We start from the raw sequence: 15,992 nt of genomic DNA, 5'->3' as shown, positions 1-15,992 counted from the left end.
TCGCTCGAGTGCGGAACCCGTCACCCAGCGACTCCGGCCCGCCGGGCGGCGAGGGTCATCGTGGCCTCGTCGTAGGGCCCTTCGGCGAGTCGGCCGGCGCGGACGGCGGCCAGGACGGCGAGCAGGTCCGCCCGCTGGGCGCCGACGAACGCCGCGTCCACGACCGCGCCGTGGCCGGGGACCACCGGCCCGCGGGCCAGTGCGTGCAGCCGGCCCAGGGTCGCCGGCCAGTCCGCGGGGAAGGCGTCCTCGAAGGCCGGCGGCGCGCCCTCTTCGACGAGGTCGCCGGCGAACACGACGTTCCCGTCCCCGGCCGTCTCGACCTCGACCACCAGGTCGTGCCCGGTGTGGCCGCGGCCGAGGAACCGCAGCACCACCTCGCGGCCACCGACGTCCAGGACGGCGACCTCGTCGACCAGCGCGTCGGGCGGGTCCAGCGGCGCCCGGCGGACCCGGTCGGCGGCCTCCGGATCGCCCGCGGCCAGCAGCTCGCCGACCCGGGCGGCCCGCTGCGCCTCGCCGGTGGTCCCCACCGCCTGCGCGCAGCCGCGGGTTCCCCAGATCGGAGCCGGGCGGAAGGCGGCGTTGCCGAAGCAGTGGTCGTAGTGCGCGTGGGTGTTCACCACCGTCCACGGGTGCGCGGTCACCCGCCGGACGGCGGCGGCCAGGTCGGCCGCCTCGCCGAGGTCGGAGCGGGTGTCGACCACCAGGCAGGCGCCGTCGCCGACGACCAGCCCGCAGTTGAGGTCCAGCGACTGGTGCCGGCGGACGAAGACGCCGTCGGCGACCTCCCGGAAGCTCACCAGCAGATCCGCATCGGCCGGCCGCGGGCGTCGAGGGAGCCGTCGCCCACGCACTCGGCGGTCCCGGCGGCGATGCGCGCGGCCGACCACGCGGCGGCGCAGGCGTCGAGCGCGTCGACGGCGGGCACGCGGGGCGGGGCATCGAGCAGTGCGGCGTCGACGTCCATCACCTCCCGCAGCGCGGCCAGTCGCCGCGCCAGCCCGCGGGCGGTGACCTTGGCGTCGCGCAGGTCTGGGTCGAGGACCCGGAAGGCCAGCTCCGGGTGCACCTCGTGAACCCGCGGGTCCGGCGGTTCGCCGAGGGCGTCGTCGAGCGACCGGATCGCCTTCACCAGTTGGAACGCCTGGGCCGACGGCGCGAACGACGGGTTCGTCGTCGCGCGGGAGAGGGCCCGTGCCTCGGCGTAGTCGTCGGTCGCAAGGACGGCCCGGACTGGCGCGGGGAAGACCGAGCTCGCGGCCCGAAACGGTGCGAGCAGCGCCTTGGCCCGGACGTCGCAGGCCCGCACGCCGTCGTCCGACAGCCCGATCGGCATGTCGATGCCGACCACCTCGACGCCGGTCACGGCGAGGACGGCGGCCGCGTCGGCCAGCACCGAGAGCCGCACGGTCCGGCCCTCGAGCCGCGCACCCACCCAGGCCCCGCGCCAGCCATCGACCCCGAGGACCGCCACCTCGGGAGCCTGACAGACTCGCCGGCATGCGCGTCTTCGTCGGCACCGACCACGCCGGGCTCGAGTTCAAGGAGCACCTCAAGCAGGCCTTGGCCGACGCCGGGCACGAGCCGGTGGACTGCGGGGCCTTCGAGTACGACGCCCAGGACGACTACCCGCCCTTCTGCTTCGAGGTCGGTGAGCGCACGGTCACCGAGCCGGGCAGCCTCGGCGTGGTCATCGGCGGCTCGGGCAACGGCGAGCAGATCGCGGCCAACAAGGTGCCCGGCGTGCGCGCCGCGCTGGTGTGGAACCGCGACACGGCGGAGCTGGCCCGCCAGCACAACGACGCCAACGTGGTCTCGATCGGGGCCCGCCAGCACAGCGTCGAGGAGGCCACCGAGCTGGTGCTGCTCTTCCTCGCCACCCCGTTCAGCGGCGATGAACGGCACGCCCGCCGGATCGGCCTGGTCACCGACTACGAGCAGAACCGGCACCGTCCGGCCGGCGGCCTCCCCACCCGCCAGGACCCCGTCTGAGCCCTGGCCCCGCTGCCCGGCCCCGCCGCGACGGGAGCGGGGTCCCGCCTCGGCTTCTGGCCCCGTCCCGGGTCCCGCCCTGAGCTGGCGAAGGGTGGGGAGGACGGGGTCCCGCCTCGGCTCCTGGCCCCGTCCCGGGTCCCGCCCTGAGCTGGCGAAGGGTGGGGAGGACGGGGTCCTCTTCAGAACTCGTCCGGGCACCACGGGGTGACCGGCCACCGGAACGCCGTCGCCGCGTGCGTCACGGCGCCGGGGCTGACCTCGGTCACCCGCCCCGCGGCCTGCAGCGTCGCCAGCGAGACCCCGCCGAGGTAGGCCGCGCCCAGCGCCTCGACGTCGAGCACGAGGTCGGGGTCGGCGTCGGTCTGCCCGCAGAAGCCGCCGGACGGGCCCGCCGTCAGCGCCCAGCGCCCGTCGTTCCACGGGCAGAACGAGTCGCGGACCTCCAGCACCAGGTTGACCGGCGCGGGGTAGCGGCGGGCCGCCAGCGCCCGGCCGACGTCGACCAGCCGCACCCAGAGCGCATCGACCGGACGGCTGTGCAGCGCGCGCGCGTCGGCGAGCAGGTGCCGGAGGGGGTCGTCGGGCGAGGCCATCGAGGCCTGCAGGTTGCGCACCAGGTCGACTGACAGCAGGAAGCGCCACAGCGCCGCGTGGGCCGGGGGAGTCGTGCTGCGGACCTCCTCGACGACGACGGTGCCGTCCGCCTCGCTGTCCTCGGTCCAGGCGCCCTTGACCCGGTACGCGGCGTAGCCGGTGACCGTGCCGTCGGGCTCGGTGTGCAGGAGGTGGCGCCGCTCGGTTGCGCCCGAGCGCTGGTCGGCCTCGTCGCGCAGGGCGCGGTCCCACCAGCGCTCGTCGCGGGCGAGGTTGCCGGGCACCTGCCGGCGGACCCGGTCGTGGAGGTCCGCGGCGGCGGCGCGGTACACCTCGACCGGCACGAGGTCGACCCGGCCCGCGCCGAGGTCGACGTCCGGCCGGAACCCCATCCGCTGCACCCGCCCGCCGAGGTTGCCCTTCCAGCTCGCCACCCCGTAGCCGTACCGGCCGTAGATCGACGACTCCGACGCCCACAGCGCCGCCACCGGCTCGCGCTCCTGCTCGTGCAGCTCGGTCAGCTGGCGCCGCATGATCGCGCTCAGGATGCCCCGCCGCCGGTGGGTGGGCGCCACGGTCACCCACGTGACCGCGGCGCAGGGGACGACGGCGCCCGGAACGGTGAGGTACCGGCTGTAGACGCCCGACGTCGCCACCACCCGGTCGGCGTCCCACAGCCCGAGCGAGCGGTCCAGCTCCGCGTAGGGCGGGACGGCGTCGGTGAACGAGCTGGGGCCCGGCTCGGCGAAGGCGGCGAACAGCGCGCGGCTGAAGGCCGGCCACTCCTCGGCGGTCGCGGGGCGCAGCGCGTCGGCGAGATCGGTCACCGGGCGTGTCTACCGGGAGCCACCGACGGTTCGCGAACGAGTTCCCTCCCGTCGGACCCCGGTGCCACCATCCGGCCCGTGGCCGCCACCGCTGACGACGTCCGTGCCGTCGCCCTCGCCCTCCCGGACACCACCGAGCGCCCGGCCTGGGACATGGCCTGCCTGCGGGTGCGCGACAAGATCTTCGCCTCGATGCCGCCCGACGAGAGCTGGGTGGCCATCCGGCTGGCCGAGGGGGAGAACCGTGAGCTGGCGGCCGAGCGGCCGGGCGTCTTCTCGGTCCCGCACCACTACCGGAACTCCACGATGGTCGTCGTCGACCTCGCCGCCACCGACCGCGAGGAGCTGGCCGAGCTGCTCACCGAGGCGTGGCGGCTGCGCGCGCCGGCGCAGCTGCGCTCGACCTACGACGCCACCGAGCGGCCCGCGCCGGGCGAGCCGTGAGCCGGCCCCCTGCAGGGGCCCGCCGCGAGCGTGCGAGTGGTGGGGGGCAGGGGGTCCTCTCTCAGCCCCGCAGATAGGCCAGGGTCGCCATCACCCGGCGGTGCTGGTCCTCGTCCTGGCTGAGGCCGAGCTTGGCGAAGATCCGCTGGGTGTGCTTCTCGACGGCGCCCTCGGTGACCACCAGCCGCCGCGCGATCGCGCTGTTGGAGTGCCCCTCGGCGATCAGCCCGAGCACCTCCCGCTCGCGCGGGGTCAGGCGGCGCACCGGGTCGTCGGCGCGCCGGCGGGCGAACAGCTGGGCGACCACCTGGGGGTCGAGCACGGTGCCGCCGGCGACGACGTCGGTCAGCGCGGCCAGGAACGAGTCGAGGTCGGTGACCCGGTCCTTGAGCAGGTAGCCGACCCCGCCGCGGCCGTCGGCCATCAGCTCGTCGGCGTAGGCCACCTCGACGTACTGGGAGAGCACGAGCACCGCCGTCCCGGGTGCCGCGGCGCGGGCCTCGACCGCGGCCCGCAGTCCCTCGTCGGTGTGCGTGGGCGGCATCCGGACGTCGACCACCGCGACGTCCGGGCGGTGCTCGGCCACCGCCCGGACCAGTGCGGGCCCGTCGCCCACGGCCGCGACCACGTCGGTCCCGGCCTCCTCCAGGAGGCGCACCAGCCCCTCTCGGAGGAGCACCGAGTCGTCGGCGATCACGACCCGCACGGCAGCTCCGCCACCAGCCGGGTGGGCCCACCGCGCGGGCTCTCCACGGTGAGGACGCCGTCCACCGCGAGCAGCCGGTCGGTCAGCCCGGCCAGGCCGTGCCCCGGAGCGAGGACGGCACCGCCGCTGCCGTCGTCCTCCACGACCACCCGCAGCGCCGGGCCGGTGGCCACGACCACCACCTGGCAGGTCGTCGCGCCGCTGTGCTTGGCGACGTTGGCCAGGGCCTCGCTGACGACGAAGTAGGCGGTGTTCTCCACGGCCGGGGCCAGCCGGCCCTGCGGGAGGTCGACGGAGAGCTCCACCGGCACGGGGGAGCGGGCCGCGATCGCGGCGAGCGCGGCGGCCAGGCCACGGTCGGCGAGCACGGGCGGGGCGATGCCGCGGGACAGCGCCCGCAGCTCCTCCAGGGCCTCCTTGGCCAGGCCGGCCGCCTCGCCGAGGGTGGCCCGCGCGGCCGCCGGGTCGCGGTCCAGCTGGCGCTGGGCGCGGGAGAGGTCCATGCCCAGGCGCACCAGGTGCTGCTGCGGGCCGTCGTGGATGTCGCGCTCCAACCGGCGCAGCGCGACCGCCTCGGCGGCGACGGCGGCGTCCCGGCCCTGCGCGAGCCGGCCGATCTCCGCCTGCGTGGCGGCCCGGGAGGTGAGCAGCGCCCGGCCCAGCTGTGCCTGGAGCACCGACACCGCGCGGACCGCGAAGGGCAGCAGCAGCGCGAAGACGACCCCGAGGACGGCGTAGAAGACGATCCGCCTGCCGAAGCCGTCGCCGAAGCCGAGCAGCTCGGGCAGGTCCTGGTCGTCGGGACCGTCGGGCAGCGACCAGCCCCACGCGGCGTAGGTCAGCCCGCCGAGCGCGCCGGCCCAGGAGGTCACCGTCACGGAGAAGGCGAGGATCGCGAAGGGGAACCGGAGCAGCGCGTGCAGGGCGTCCAGCCAGCACTGCGGGTCGCGCAGCGGGGTGGTCAGCCGGCGCAGGCGGCTGCCCTCGGGCCGGGCGTAGGCGGGGTGCGGAACGGGCTCCCCGAGCACCCCGGGCAGCCATGCCCGCTCCACGGCGGCCAGCCCTCGGGCGGCGAGCAGGGTGGCGGCCAGGACGGCGACGCCGACCCAGACCACGAGCAGCCCCGCGCCGACCGCGAGGCCGGTGACCACGAGGACGAACGCCGCGATGGCGAGCGGGAAGGACAGCAGCGAGTAGCCGGTGTCCAGGCCCAGCTGCTGGAGCCGCGTCCGGCGGGGGACGACGGACGGCGGGGGCGCGGACACGGTCGACAGGACGGCGGTGTCGGTCATGCCGTCGAGCCTGGCCGCGGGAGGGCCCCGGCCCCATCCCGCCAGCCGGTCGATCGGGTGTCGGGCTGCCCCGACAGGCGTGCGCTGGTCATCTCGGGTCGAGATGCTCCGGCGTGGCACGGTCGGTGTCCAGCACCCCCGCCCCGTTAGGGTCCTCGGAGCCGGGCGCGCCGAACTCGTCGCGCCGCCGCGCGACCGGTGCCCGGCGGGGGAGGGAGCCGCGTGCGCGGTCCTGCGGTGCCGATCGCCCTGATCACGGTCCTGCTCGTCGCCGGCTGCGGGTCCGGCGGCGAGGAGGAGGAGCCCTCCCGGGGGTCCGCAGAGGCGAGCACCTCGGTGCCCGACGCGCGGCTCACGCTGGTCGCGGACGGGGACGCCGTCGCCGCCGCCGCCTCGACCAGCCGCGCCCTGTTCGACACCGCCGAGGTCGCCGTCGTGACCCGCGACGGGGACGCCGCCGGCACGCTGCTGGGCGCGTCGGCCGCCGTCGGGCTCGGCGTCCCCCTGCTGGTGGAACCGGCCGACGGCTCGGATCCCGACGCGCTCGCCGCCGAGCTGGAGCGGCTGGGGACGGCGACGGTCCTCGCGGTGGGGGAGGCGGAGGGCGCGGGTGGTCCCGAGCGCGCAGTGGTCGCCGTCCCGGCGACGGCGGAGGCGGTCGCGGAGGTGACCGGGCTCGACCTGGGCGAGGGCCAGGAGGTGGCCGCCGACGAGGGGCCGGCCGCGGTCGCCGGGCTCGATCCCGGGCAGCCGGTCGCGCTGCTCGCCGGGGACGAGCCCGCCGCGGGCGACGAGGCGACGGCCGACGTCGAGCCGCTGCCCGAGGTCACGCGCGCGGAGCCCCTCGACGGCACCCTGGTGGTGAGCACCGCGAGCCCGGTGGCGCTGGCCGGCATCGCGACGGCCCGGGCGGCCGGGGCGTCGGTCCACCTGACCGGCGGCACCGACCCGCGCGGCGACGCCGACCTGATCGGCCTGCTGGGGGAGACCCAGCCGGACGCCGTGGTCGCGCTCGGCCCCGAGTACACCGGCGAGGACGGGTTGGACTGGAAGCTGGCGACGGCGGCCACCGGCGAGCAGCTGCCGGGAGGCGGGCAGCTGCTCTTCCCGCAGCACTTCCTCGTCGCCCTCTACGGACTCCCGGGCAGCGGCGCGCTGGGCGTCCTCGGCGAGCAGGACGCGGCGGCCTCGGTGGAGCGGGCCCAGGCGCACGCGGCGCCCTACGAGGCGCTGGTGCCCGACGCCGCCGTCGTCCCGGCCTTCGAGATCATCGCCACGGTGGCCTCGGCGTTCGCGGGCCCCGACGGCAACTACTCCACCGAGGTGCCGGCCGAGGACCTGCGGCCGTGGGTGGAGGCCGCGGGCGAGGCCGGGCTCTACGTCGTTCTCGACCTGCAGCCGGGGCGCACCGACTTCGTCACCCAGGCCGAGCAGTACCGCTCGCTGCTGGAGCTGCCGCACGTGGGCCTGGCCTTGGACCCGGAGTGGCGGCTGGCGCCCAACCAGGTGCACCTGTCGCAGATCGGCTCGGTCCCGATCGACGAGGTGAACGCGGTGGTCACCTGGCTGGCCGACCTGACCCGGGCCGCCGGCCTGCCCCAGAAGCTGCTGGTGCTGCACCAGTTCCAGGTGCGGATGATCCCCGAGCGCGAGCGGCTGGACACCTCCCGGGACGAGCTGGCGGTGATGGTCCACGCCGACGGCCAGGGCGGGCAGGGCGACAAGCAGGCGACCTGGCGGACGCTGCGCCAGACGGCGCCGGACGCCGTGGCCTGGGGGTGGAAGAACTTCTACGACGAGGACGTCCCGATGCTCACCCCGGAGGAGACGATCGCCCAGGTCAGCCCCCGGCCTCAGCTGATCAGCTACCAGTAGGCCGCGACCCCTCCCGTTGTGTCGGTGCCCTGTGGTGAGCTGGCGCGGCCCCTGAGTCCGAGGAGGAACCCGTGACGGCCGTCGACACCGAGTTCGACCCGCGACTGCTCGAGCACCGCCGCGAGCTGACCGGCTACTGCTACCGCATGCTCGGCTCGGCGTTCGACGCCGACGACGCGGTGCAGGAGACCATGGTCCGCGCCTGGCGCGGGCTGGCCGCCTTCGAGGGCCGGTCGGCGCTGCGGTCGTGGCTGTACCGGATCGCGACCAACGTCTGCCTCGACCAGCTGTCCGGCCGCCAGCGGCGGGCGCTGCCGATGGACGTCGGGGGTTCGTCGTGGCAGCCGGTCGAGGCCTCGCTCGCGGCCCGCCGGCCGGGCACCGCGTGGGTGGAGCCGATCCTCGACCGGCAGGTGGTCTCCGAGGACACCGACCCCGCCGAGCAGGCGGTGCAGCGGGAGTCGATCCGGCTGGCGTTCGTCGCCGCCCTGCAGCACCTGCCACCCCGGCAGCGGGCGGTGCTCCTGCTCCGCGACGTGCTCCGGTGGAAGGCCGACGAGGTGGCGCAGCTGCTCGAGACCACGGTCGCGTCGGTCAACAGCGCCCTGCAGCGGGCCCGGGCAACGCTGGCCGCCGTCGGCGGCGAGCTCGACCCCCAGCCGCTGGACGACGACGAGCGCGAGCTGCTCGACCGCTACGTCGAGGCCTTCGAGCGCTACGACATCGACGCCTTCGTCAAGCTCCTGCACGAGGACGCCACGCAGCACATGCCGCCGTTCGAGATGTGGCTGCAGGGGCCGGAGGACATCGGCACCTGGATGCTCGGGCCGGGCTCGGAGTGCCGCGGGTCGCGGGTGCTGCCCACCCGGGCCAACGGTGCTCCGGCGTTCGCCCAGTACCGGCCGCGGGAAGGGGGCGGTCGCGAGCCGTGGGCTCTGCACGTGCTCGAGGTGCGCGAGGGCAAGATCGCCCACATCTCGAGCTTCCTCGACCTCGACACGGGTCTGTTCGTGCGGCTGGGCCTGCCGGCCGAGCTGGACTGACCGGGCCGCCACCACCGAGGACGGGGACCTGATGCCGCAGACCGAGTTCACCGAGGGCGTCCACGAGGAACGGCACCGCGACGGCTCCCTGCGGGCCCGCGGGCCGGTCGTGGACGGCCGCCCGCACGGCTACTGGGAGTGGTTCCGGCTCGACGGCACCATGCTGCGGTCGGGCCACTTCGACCGGGGCCGGGGCGTGGGGGAGTGGACCACCTACGACAAGTCCGGCGCCCCCTACAAGGTCACCCAGCGCGGATGAGCCCGGCCCCGCCGCCGGCCGCCCGGCCCGCCGAGACGCAGCGCCTGCGCGACCTCGCGCTGCTGCGGCGGGTCCGGGACCGGATCGACCGGGAGTACGCCCAGCCGCTGGACGTCGAGGCGCTCGCGCGCGGCGTGCACGTGTCGGCCGGGCACCTCAGCCGGCAGTTCCGGCAGGCCTACGGGGAGTCGCCGTACTCCTACCTGATGACCCGGCGCATCGAGCGGGCGATGGCGCTGCTCCGCCGCGGCGACCTCAGCGTCACCGAGGTCTGCTTCGCCGTCGGCTGCGGGTCGCTGGGCACCTTCAGCACCCGCTTCACCGAGCTGGTCGGCGTGCCGCCCAGCACCTACCGGCGGCAGGCGGCGGAGGCGACCGCGGGGATCCCCTCGTGCGTGGCGAAGCAGGTCACCAGACCGGTCAGGAATCGAGAAGCCCCCGTCGCCGCGCCGCTCCTAGCGTGATCGACATGGACCTGACCATCCACCAGACCTTCCTCCCGCAGGACGACCCCGACGCCGCCCTGGCCTTCTACCGCGACACCCTCGGCTTCGAGGTCCGCAACGACGTCGGCTACGAGGGCATGCGCTGGATCACGGTCGGCCCCGCCGACCAGCCGGGCACCTCGGTCGTCCTCTACCCGCCGGGGGCCGACCCGGGCGTCACCGACGAGGAGCGCCGCACCATCGTCGAGATGATGGCCAAGGGCACCTACGCCAGCCTCATCCTGGCCACCAAGGACCTCGACGGCGTCTTCGACCGGCTGCAGGCCGGCGGCGCCGAGGTCGTGCAGGAGCCGACTGAGCAGCCGTACGGCATCCGCGACTGCGCGTTCCGCGACCCCGCGGGCAACCTGCTCCGCATCCAGGAGCTGCGCTGAGTGGTCCACCGCTCGGCACGGCGACCGACGCCGGCCAGGATCCCGGCCGGCGTCCCCCGTTCGGGCGTCGTGCCGTCCCGGCCCGCACCGCCCGTCCGGTAGAAAGCGACCGGTGTCGCGCCCGCGCGGCCGCGACCGTCCGACAGAGGGAGATCCGATGACCACGGCCACGAGGACGGACGGGCAGTCGCCCGCGCGGCACGCCGCCGACAGCCACGACCTGATCCGCGTGCTCGGCGCGCGGGAGAACAACCTCAAGGACGTCAGCGTCGAGATCCCGAAGCGCCGGCTGACGGTGTTCACCGGCGTCTCCGGGTCGGGCAAGAGCTCGCTGGTCTTCGACACGATCGCCGCGGAGTCGCAGCGGATGATCAACGAGACCTACAGCGCCTTCGTCCAGGGCTTCATGCCGTCCCTGGCGCGGCCGGAGGTCGACCTCCTCGAGGGCCTGACGACGGCGATCATCGTCGACCAGGAGCGGATGGGCGCCAACCCGCGCTCGACGGTCGGCACCGCGACCGACGCCAACGCGATGCTGCGGATCCTCTTCAGCCGGCTCGGGCAGCCGCACATCGGCTCGCCCAACGCCTACTCGTTCAACATGCCGTCGGTGCGGGCCAGCGGTGCGATCACCGTCGAGCGCGGCGAGGGCAAGACCCGGGCCGAGAAGGTGACCTTCAACCGGCTCGGCGGCATGTGCCCGCGCTGCGAGGGCATGGGCTCGCTCAACGACTTCGACCTCACCGCCCTGTACGACGAGTCGAAGACCCTCAACGAGGGCGGCCTGATGGTCCCCGGGTACAGCATGGACGGGTGGTACGGCCGCCTCTTCCAGGGCATCGGCCTCGACCTGGACAAGCCGATCGGCAGGTTCACCAAGAAGGAGATGCACGACCTCCTCTACAAGGAGCCGACCAAGATCAAGGTCGAGGGCATCAACCTCACCTACGAGGGCGTGATCCCGAAGGTCCAGAAGTCGATGCTCTCCAAGGACGTCGACGCGCTGCAGCCGCACGTCCGGCGGTTCGTGGAGCGGGTGGTGACGTTCACGACCTGCACCGACTGCGGGGGCACCCGGCTCACGCAGGAGGCGCTGTCGTCGAAGATCCAGGGCAAGAACATCGCCGACCTGTGCGCCATGCAGATCAGCGACCTCGCCGACTGGATCCGGGCGCTCGACGAGCCGTCGGTCGCCCCCCTGCTCGCCGGGCTGCAGCACCTCCTCGACTCGTTCAACGAGATCGGGCTGGGCTACCTCTCCCTCGACCGGCCCTCGGGCACGCTGTCGGGCGGCGAGGCGCAGCGCACGAAGATGATCCGCCATCTCGGCTCGTCGCTCACCGACGTCACCTACGTCTTCGACGAGCCCACGATCGGCCTGCACCCGCACGACATCCAGCGGATGAACGACCTGCTCATCCAGCTTCGGGACAAGGGCAACACCGTGCTCGTCGTGGAGCACAAGCCCGAGACCATCGCGATCGCCGACCACGTCGTCGACCTCGGCCCGCGCGCCGGCACCGAGGGCGGCGAGGTGGTCTTCGAGGGCAGCCTCGAGGGCCTGCGGAGCAGCGGCACGCTGACCGGGCGGCACCTGGACGACCGCGCCCGGCTCAAGCCGTCGGTGCGCACGCCGACCGGGGTGCTGGAGGTGCGCGGCGCCGGCACCCACAACCTGCGCGACGTCGACGTCGACATCCCGCTCGGCGTACTCGTCGTCGTCACCGGCGTGGCCGGCTCGGGCAAGAGCTCGCTGATCCACGGCTCGGTCGCCGGCCGGGACGGCGTGGTGTCGGTCGACCAGGGTGCGATCCGGGGGTCGCGGCGCAGCAACCCGGCGACCTACACCGGGCTGCTGGACCCGATCCGCAAGGCGTTCGCCAAGGCCAACGGCGTGAAGCCGGCGCTGTTCAGCGCCAACTCCGAGGGCGCGTGCCCCACCTGCAACGGCGCCGGGGTGATCTTCACCGACCTCGGGGTCATGGCCACCGTCGAGTCCCCGTGCGAGGAGTGCGAGGGCAAGCGGTTCCAGGCGTCGGTGCTGGAGTACACGCTGGGCGGCCGCGACATCGCCGAGGTGCTCGCGATGTCGGTGACCGAGGCCGAGGAGTTCTTCGCCGACGGGGAGGCGCGCACGCCGGCCGCGCACGCCATCCTCGACCGGCTCGCCGACGTCGGGCTGGGCTACCTCAGTCTCGGCCAGCCGCTCACCACGCTGTCCGGCGGCGAGCGGCAGCGGCTGAAGCTGGCCACCCGCATGGCCGAGAAGGGTGGCGTCTACGTGCTCGACGAGCCGACCACCGGCCTGCACCTGGCCGACGTCGAGCAGCTGCTCGGCCTGCTGGACCGGCTCGTCGACTCCGGCAAGTCCGCCATCGTCATCGAGCACCACCAGGCGGTCATGGCGCACGCCGACTGGATCATCGACCTGGGGCCCGGCGCCGGTCACGACGGCGGCCGGGTGGTCTTCGAGGGCACCCCGGCCGACCTGGTCGCCGGCCGCTCCACCGTCACCGGCGAGCACCTCGCGGCCTACGTCGGCAGCTGACCGTGGCGGGGGAGGACGACCCGTTCGGCGGTCGGCAGCCGACGAGCCACGAGCGCACGACCGGGCTGCCCTGGGATGCGTCCTACCGGGACGGCCCGGCGCCGTGGGACGTCGACGGCCCGCAGCCGGCGGTGGTGCGCGTCGCGGCCGCGGGCGGGTTCGCCGGCGACGTGCTCGACGCCGGGTGCGGATCGGGGGAGAACGCCTTGCACGTCGCCGCGCTGGGGCTGCCGGTCCTGGGCGTCGACGTGGCGGAGACGGCCGTCGCGATGGCCCGGGCCAAGGCCGCCGAGCGGGGGCTCCCGGCGGAGTTCGCAATCGCGGACGCCCTGCACCTGGAGCGGCTGGGGCGCCGGTTCGACACCGTCCTGGACTCCGGGCTGTTCCACACCTTCGACCCCGAGGAGCGGCCCGGGTACGTGGCCGGCCTGGCGTCGGTGACCGGGTCCGGCGGCAGGCTGTACGTGCTCTGCTTCGCCGACCAGGGTCCCGACGTCGGCCCGCACCCCGTCAGCCAGGACGAGCTGAGGGCGGCGTTCCCCCGCGCCGGCGGCTGGGACGTCGTCGCCGTCGAGCCGGAGCGGGTCGAGACGAGGTTCCACGCCTCCGGCGCACCGGCCTGGCTCGCGACGATCAGGCGGGTCTGAACCCGCCACGGGACCATCAGCACTTCCCGTCCCACTTGAACGTATAGCGCACCCGGGGGCTTGTGGCAAGACCCCGGGGAGGCCGCAGAATCGCCCGGCCTGAAGCCGAGACCTGCGGGGATGGGGACGATGAGTTGCTTTCTGATCTCGCCGACACCGGGCTCCGCGGGCACGTCGAGCGGAGCCGATGACGTGACACCGAGGACCCCCAGCGCGTTCGACCTGCCCGACCACCTGTCACCCAAGGCCGACCCGGCGCTGATCGCTCGCGACGAGGAGCACTTCGCGGCCGTCGCCGAGAGCCTCCAGCAGTCGATCGCCGACCTGACCGACCGCCTCGACGCCGAGCGCCGCTCCGCCGGCGGCACCGGCCAGGAGGCGCTGGACCGGGACCTGGAGATCCACCGGCTGACCGCTCGCCTGCGCACCCTGCGTCGCTTCGCCCTCGACCTGTGCCTCGGGCACATGGTCGGCGCGGACGACCCCGAGCCGGTCTACGTCGGCCGGCTGGGCCTCACCGACGGCGCCGGCCGCCGGCTGCTGGTCGACTGGCGCTCGCCCGCGGCCGAGCCGTTCTTCGGCGCGACCCACGCCCACCCGATGGGGCTGACCAGCCGCCGCCGGTACCGCTGGACCCGCGGCCGGATCACCGACTACTGGGACGAGGTGTTCACCCCGGACGGGTTCGACGGGCACGCCGCCGCGCTCGACGACCAGTCCGCCTTCATCGCCAGCCTGGGCGGCACCCGCTCGCCGCGCATGCGCGACGTGCTCGGCACCATCCAGGCCGACCAGGACGCGATCATCCGCGCGGGATCGGCCGGCCCGCTCGTCGTCGACGGCGGCCCGGGGACCGGGAAGACCGTCGTCGCCCTGCACCGCACCGCCTACCTGCTCTACTCCGACCCGCGTCTGGGCTCCCACCGGGGCGGCGTGCTGTTCGTCGGGCCGCACCAGCCGTACCTGGCCTACGTCGCCGACGTCCTGCCCAGCCTCGGCGAGGAGGGCGTGCAGACCTGCACCTTGCGGGACCTCGTCCCGGAGGGAGCGCGGGCGGCGGTCGAGACCGACCCGGACGTGGCCCGCCTGAAGTCCTCCGCGGACCTGGTCGGGGCGGTCGAGGCGGCGGTGCGGTTCTACGAGGAGCCGCCCACCACGGGCATGACGGTGGCGACTCCCTGGTCCGACGTCTGGCTGGGCCCCGACGACTGGGCCGAGGCGTTCGAGGCGCCGGATCCCGGCACGCCGCACAACGAGGCGCGCGAGCAGGTCTGGGAGGCGCTGCTCACGATCCTCGGTGATGCGCACGACGACGAGGACGTCTCGCCCGACCTGGTCCGCAAGGCGCTGCTGCAGGACCGGGACCTGGTCTCGGCGTTCAACCGCGCGTGGCCGGTGCTGGAGGCGCCCGACCTGGTCGGGGACCTGTGGTCGGTGCCGGCCTACCTGCGCCGGTGCGCGCCCTGGCTCGGCCCCCACGAGGTCGCGGCGCTGCAGCGCCGCGACGCCCGGGCGTGGACGGTCTCCGACCTGCCGTTCCTGGACGCGGCACGGCAGCGGCTCGGCGATCCGGAGGCGTTCCGGCGCCGGCGCCGCCAGGAGGCCGTCGTCGCCGCCGAGCACGAGCGCATGGCCGGCGTCATCGACGAGCTGATCTCGGCGGACGACTCCGAGCTGCTGCTGATGACCAGCCTGCGCCACCAGGACCTCCGGGACGCGCTGGTCGACGAGGCCGCCCTGCCCGCCGCCGAGCCGGACGTGCTGGCCGGCCCCTTCGCGCACGTCGTCGTCGACGAGGCGCAGGAGCTGACCGACGCGGAGTGGCAGATGCTGCTGCTCCGCTGCCCCTCCCGGAGTCTCACCATCGTCGGGGACCGCGCCCAGGCCCGGCACGGCTTCCCCGAGTCGTGGCAGGAGCGGCTCGAGCGGATCGGCCTGGGCCGGGTGGAGGTGGCCGGCCTCAGCATCAACTACCGGACGCCGGCCGAGGTCATGGCCGAGGCCGAGCCGGTCATCCGGGCCGTGCTGCCGGACGCCAACGTGCCGACCTCCATCCGCAGCAGCGGGGTCCCCGTCGTCCACGGGTCAGCGTCGGAGCTGGGCTCGATCGTCGAGAGCTGGCTGGAAGAGCACGCGGAGGGGGAGGGGATCGGCTGCGTCATCGGCGCGCCCGCGTTCCGGGCGACGTCCCGCGTGCGGTCGTTGACGCCGGAGCTGGCCAAGGGGCTCGAGTTCGACCTGGTCGTACTCGTCGACCCGGAGCGGTTCGGCACCGGCATCGAGGGCGCGGTCGACCGCTACGTCGCGATGACGCGGGCGACCCAGCAGCTCGTCGTCCTCACCAGCTGAGGCGCGGGAGGAGGGCACGTCCCGCAGCTGCCGCTCCGCGGTGAGGGTGTGCTTCCACCCGGGGTGGCACACGGGGCTCCTCCTCAGCCGACCGCCTGCGTGACGAGCGCCCCGATCCGAGCTTCCACGTCGTCGGTCACCTCGGTCAGGGCGAAGGAGGTCGCCCACATCGGCCCGTCGTCCAGCCGGGCCGGGTCGTTGAACCCGAGCGTCGCGTAGCGGGCCTTGAACTTCTCGGCGCTCTGGAAGAAGCAGAGGACCTTGCCCTCCAGCGCGTAGGCGGGCATGCCGTACCAGAGCCTCGGCGCGAGGGACGGCGCGCTGGCGGTGACGACCGCGTGGACGCGCTCGGCCATGACCCGGTCCGAGTCGGGCAGCTCGGCGATCTTCGCGAGGACGTCCTGCGCTTCCTGCGCCGCCTTGTCCGCGCGCGAACCGCGGCGCGCTGCCGTCTTCAGCTCCTGGGCGTACTCCTTCATCGCGGCCCGTTCCTCGGCCGTGAACCCCTCACGCGTGCTGCTCATGGCGAT

General features: G+C 74.7%; 15 protein-coding genes and 1 pseudogene. 10 read left to right on the top strand and 6 right to left on the bottom strand.

Features of this window, described 5'->3' with window-relative positions; translation table 11 throughout:
* Positions 1-20: 20 nt before the first annotated feature.
* The gene (locus tag PGN05_RS09640; RefSeq protein ID WP_419752311.1) at positions 21-803 is read right to left on the bottom strand and encodes an MBL fold metallo-hydrolase; all 783 of its coding nucleotides are present in this window, start codon (positions 801-803) and stop codon (positions 21-23) included.
* On the bottom strand, positions 800-1,477 hold the full coding sequence (locus PGN05_RS09635) for a DUF429 domain-containing protein (protein ID WP_419752310.1): 678 nt from the start codon (positions 1,475-1,477) through the stop codon (positions 800-802). Before PGN05_RS09635 ends, PGN05_RS09640 begins: the two co-directional genes overlap by 4 nt.
* 26 nt (positions 1,478-1,503) lie before the next feature.
* On the opposite strand from PGN05_RS09635, the gene PGN05_RS09630 reads away from it, so the two are divergent.
* Entirely contained in the window at positions 1,504-1,995 is a 492-nt protein-coding gene (locus PGN05_RS09630; RefSeq protein WP_419752309.1) for a ribose-5-phosphate isomerase, read from the top strand.
* A gap of 182 nt (positions 1,996-2,177) precedes the next feature.
* On the opposite strand, the gene PGN05_RS09625 is transcribed toward PGN05_RS09630, so the two are convergent.
* Positions 2,178-3,419 carry a GNAT family N-acetyltransferase gene (locus PGN05_RS09625; RefSeq protein WP_419752308.1) on the bottom strand — a complete coding sequence of 414 codons (1,242 nt, stop codon included), beginning with the start codon at positions 3,417-3,419 and terminating at the stop codon, positions 2,178-2,180.
* 78 nt (positions 3,420-3,497) lie between these two features.
* On the opposite strand from PGN05_RS09625, the gene PGN05_RS09620 reads away from it, so the two are divergent.
* Entirely contained in the window at positions 3,498-3,863 is a 366-nt protein-coding gene (locus PGN05_RS09620) for an MmcQ/YjbR family DNA-binding protein (RefSeq protein ID WP_419752307.1), read from the top strand.
* Positions 3,864-3,924: 61 nt separating this feature from the next.
* Here PGN05_RS09620 and PGN05_RS09615 read toward each other — a convergent pair whose 3' ends face one another.
* Together PGN05_RS09615 and PGN05_RS09610 are read right to left on the bottom strand one after the other, a co-directional pair.
* Positions 3,925-4,569, bottom strand: coding sequence for a response regulator (locus PGN05_RS09615; protein ID WP_419752306.1), 645 nt, complete (start codon positions 4,567-4,569; stop codon positions 3,925-3,927).
* The gene (locus PGN05_RS09610) at positions 4,557-5,861 is read right to left on the bottom strand and encodes a sensor histidine kinase (RefSeq protein WP_419752305.1); all 1,305 of its coding nucleotides are present in this window, start codon (positions 5,859-5,861) and stop codon (positions 4,557-4,559) included. Before PGN05_RS09610 ends, PGN05_RS09615 begins: the two co-directional genes overlap by 13 nt.
* Positions 5,862-6,083: 222 nt before the next feature.
* Here PGN05_RS09610 and PGN05_RS09605 point away from each other — a divergent pair, with 222 nt between their 5' ends.
* The 8 genes and pseudogenes from PGN05_RS09605 to helR all read left to right on the top strand — a co-directional run bounded on the left by PGN05_RS09605 (position 6,084) and on the right by helR (position 15,462).
* A complete protein-coding gene (locus tag PGN05_RS09605) occupies positions 6,084-7,736 on the top strand; it encodes a hypothetical protein (protein WP_419752304.1) in 1,653 nt (550 codons plus the stop codon).
* A gap of 68 nt (positions 7,737-7,804) precedes the next feature.
* Positions 7,805-8,779, top strand: a pseudogene (locus PGN05_RS09600) (sigma-70 family RNA polymerase sigma factor); the annotation flags it as partial.
* A gap of 31 nt (positions 8,780-8,810) precedes the next feature.
* Positions 8,811-9,038 (top strand): toxin-antitoxin system YwqK family antitoxin, encoded by a 228-nt coding sequence (locus PGN05_RS09595; protein ID WP_419752303.1) that lies wholly within the window; start codon positions 8,811-8,813, stop codon positions 9,036-9,038.
* Complete coding sequence (locus PGN05_RS09590) at positions 9,035-9,502, top strand: helix-turn-helix transcriptional regulator (protein ID WP_419752302.1); 468 nt, start codon at positions 9,035-9,037, stop codon at positions 9,500-9,502. Before PGN05_RS09595 ends, PGN05_RS09590 begins: the two co-directional genes overlap by 4 nt.
* 5 nt (positions 9,503-9,507) lie before the next feature.
* Positions 9,508-9,918 (top strand): VOC family protein, encoded by a 411-nt coding sequence (locus PGN05_RS09585; protein WP_419752301.1) that lies wholly within the window; start codon positions 9,508-9,510, stop codon positions 9,916-9,918.
* A gap of 157 nt (positions 9,919-10,075) precedes the next feature.
* Positions 10,076-12,466: an ATP-binding cassette domain-containing protein gene (locus PGN05_RS09580; protein ID WP_419752300.1), complete on the top strand. Its 2,391-nt coding sequence runs from the start codon at positions 10,076-10,078 to the stop codon at positions 12,464-12,466.
* Between the two features lie 2 nt (positions 12,467-12,468).
* Entirely contained in the window at positions 12,469-13,113 is a 645-nt protein-coding gene (locus PGN05_RS09575) for a class I SAM-dependent methyltransferase (protein WP_419752299.1), read from the top strand.
* A 192-nt stretch (positions 13,114-13,305) separates the two neighbouring features.
* Entirely contained in the window at positions 13,306-15,462 is a 2,157-nt protein-coding gene (helR, locus tag PGN05_RS09570) for an RNA polymerase recycling motor ATPase HelR (protein ID WP_419752298.1), read from the top strand.
* A gap of 83 nt (positions 15,463-15,545) precedes the next feature.
* Here the strand turns inward: helR and PGN05_RS09565 are convergent, their stop codons facing one another.
* Positions 15,546-15,986 (bottom strand): iron chaperone, encoded by a 441-nt coding sequence (locus PGN05_RS09565; protein ID WP_419752297.1) that lies wholly within the window; start codon positions 15,984-15,986, stop codon positions 15,546-15,548.
* Positions 15,987-15,992 lie beyond the last annotated feature (6 nt).

The organism is Geodermatophilus sp. CPCC 206100 (assembly GCF_048569675.1).
Classification (GTDB): domain Bacteria; phylum Actinomycetota; class Actinomycetes; order Mycobacteriales; family Geodermatophilaceae; genus Geodermatophilus.
The sequence above is the reverse complement of the archived record's forward strand: the minus strand, read 5'-3'. Positions and strand labels throughout refer to the sequence as shown.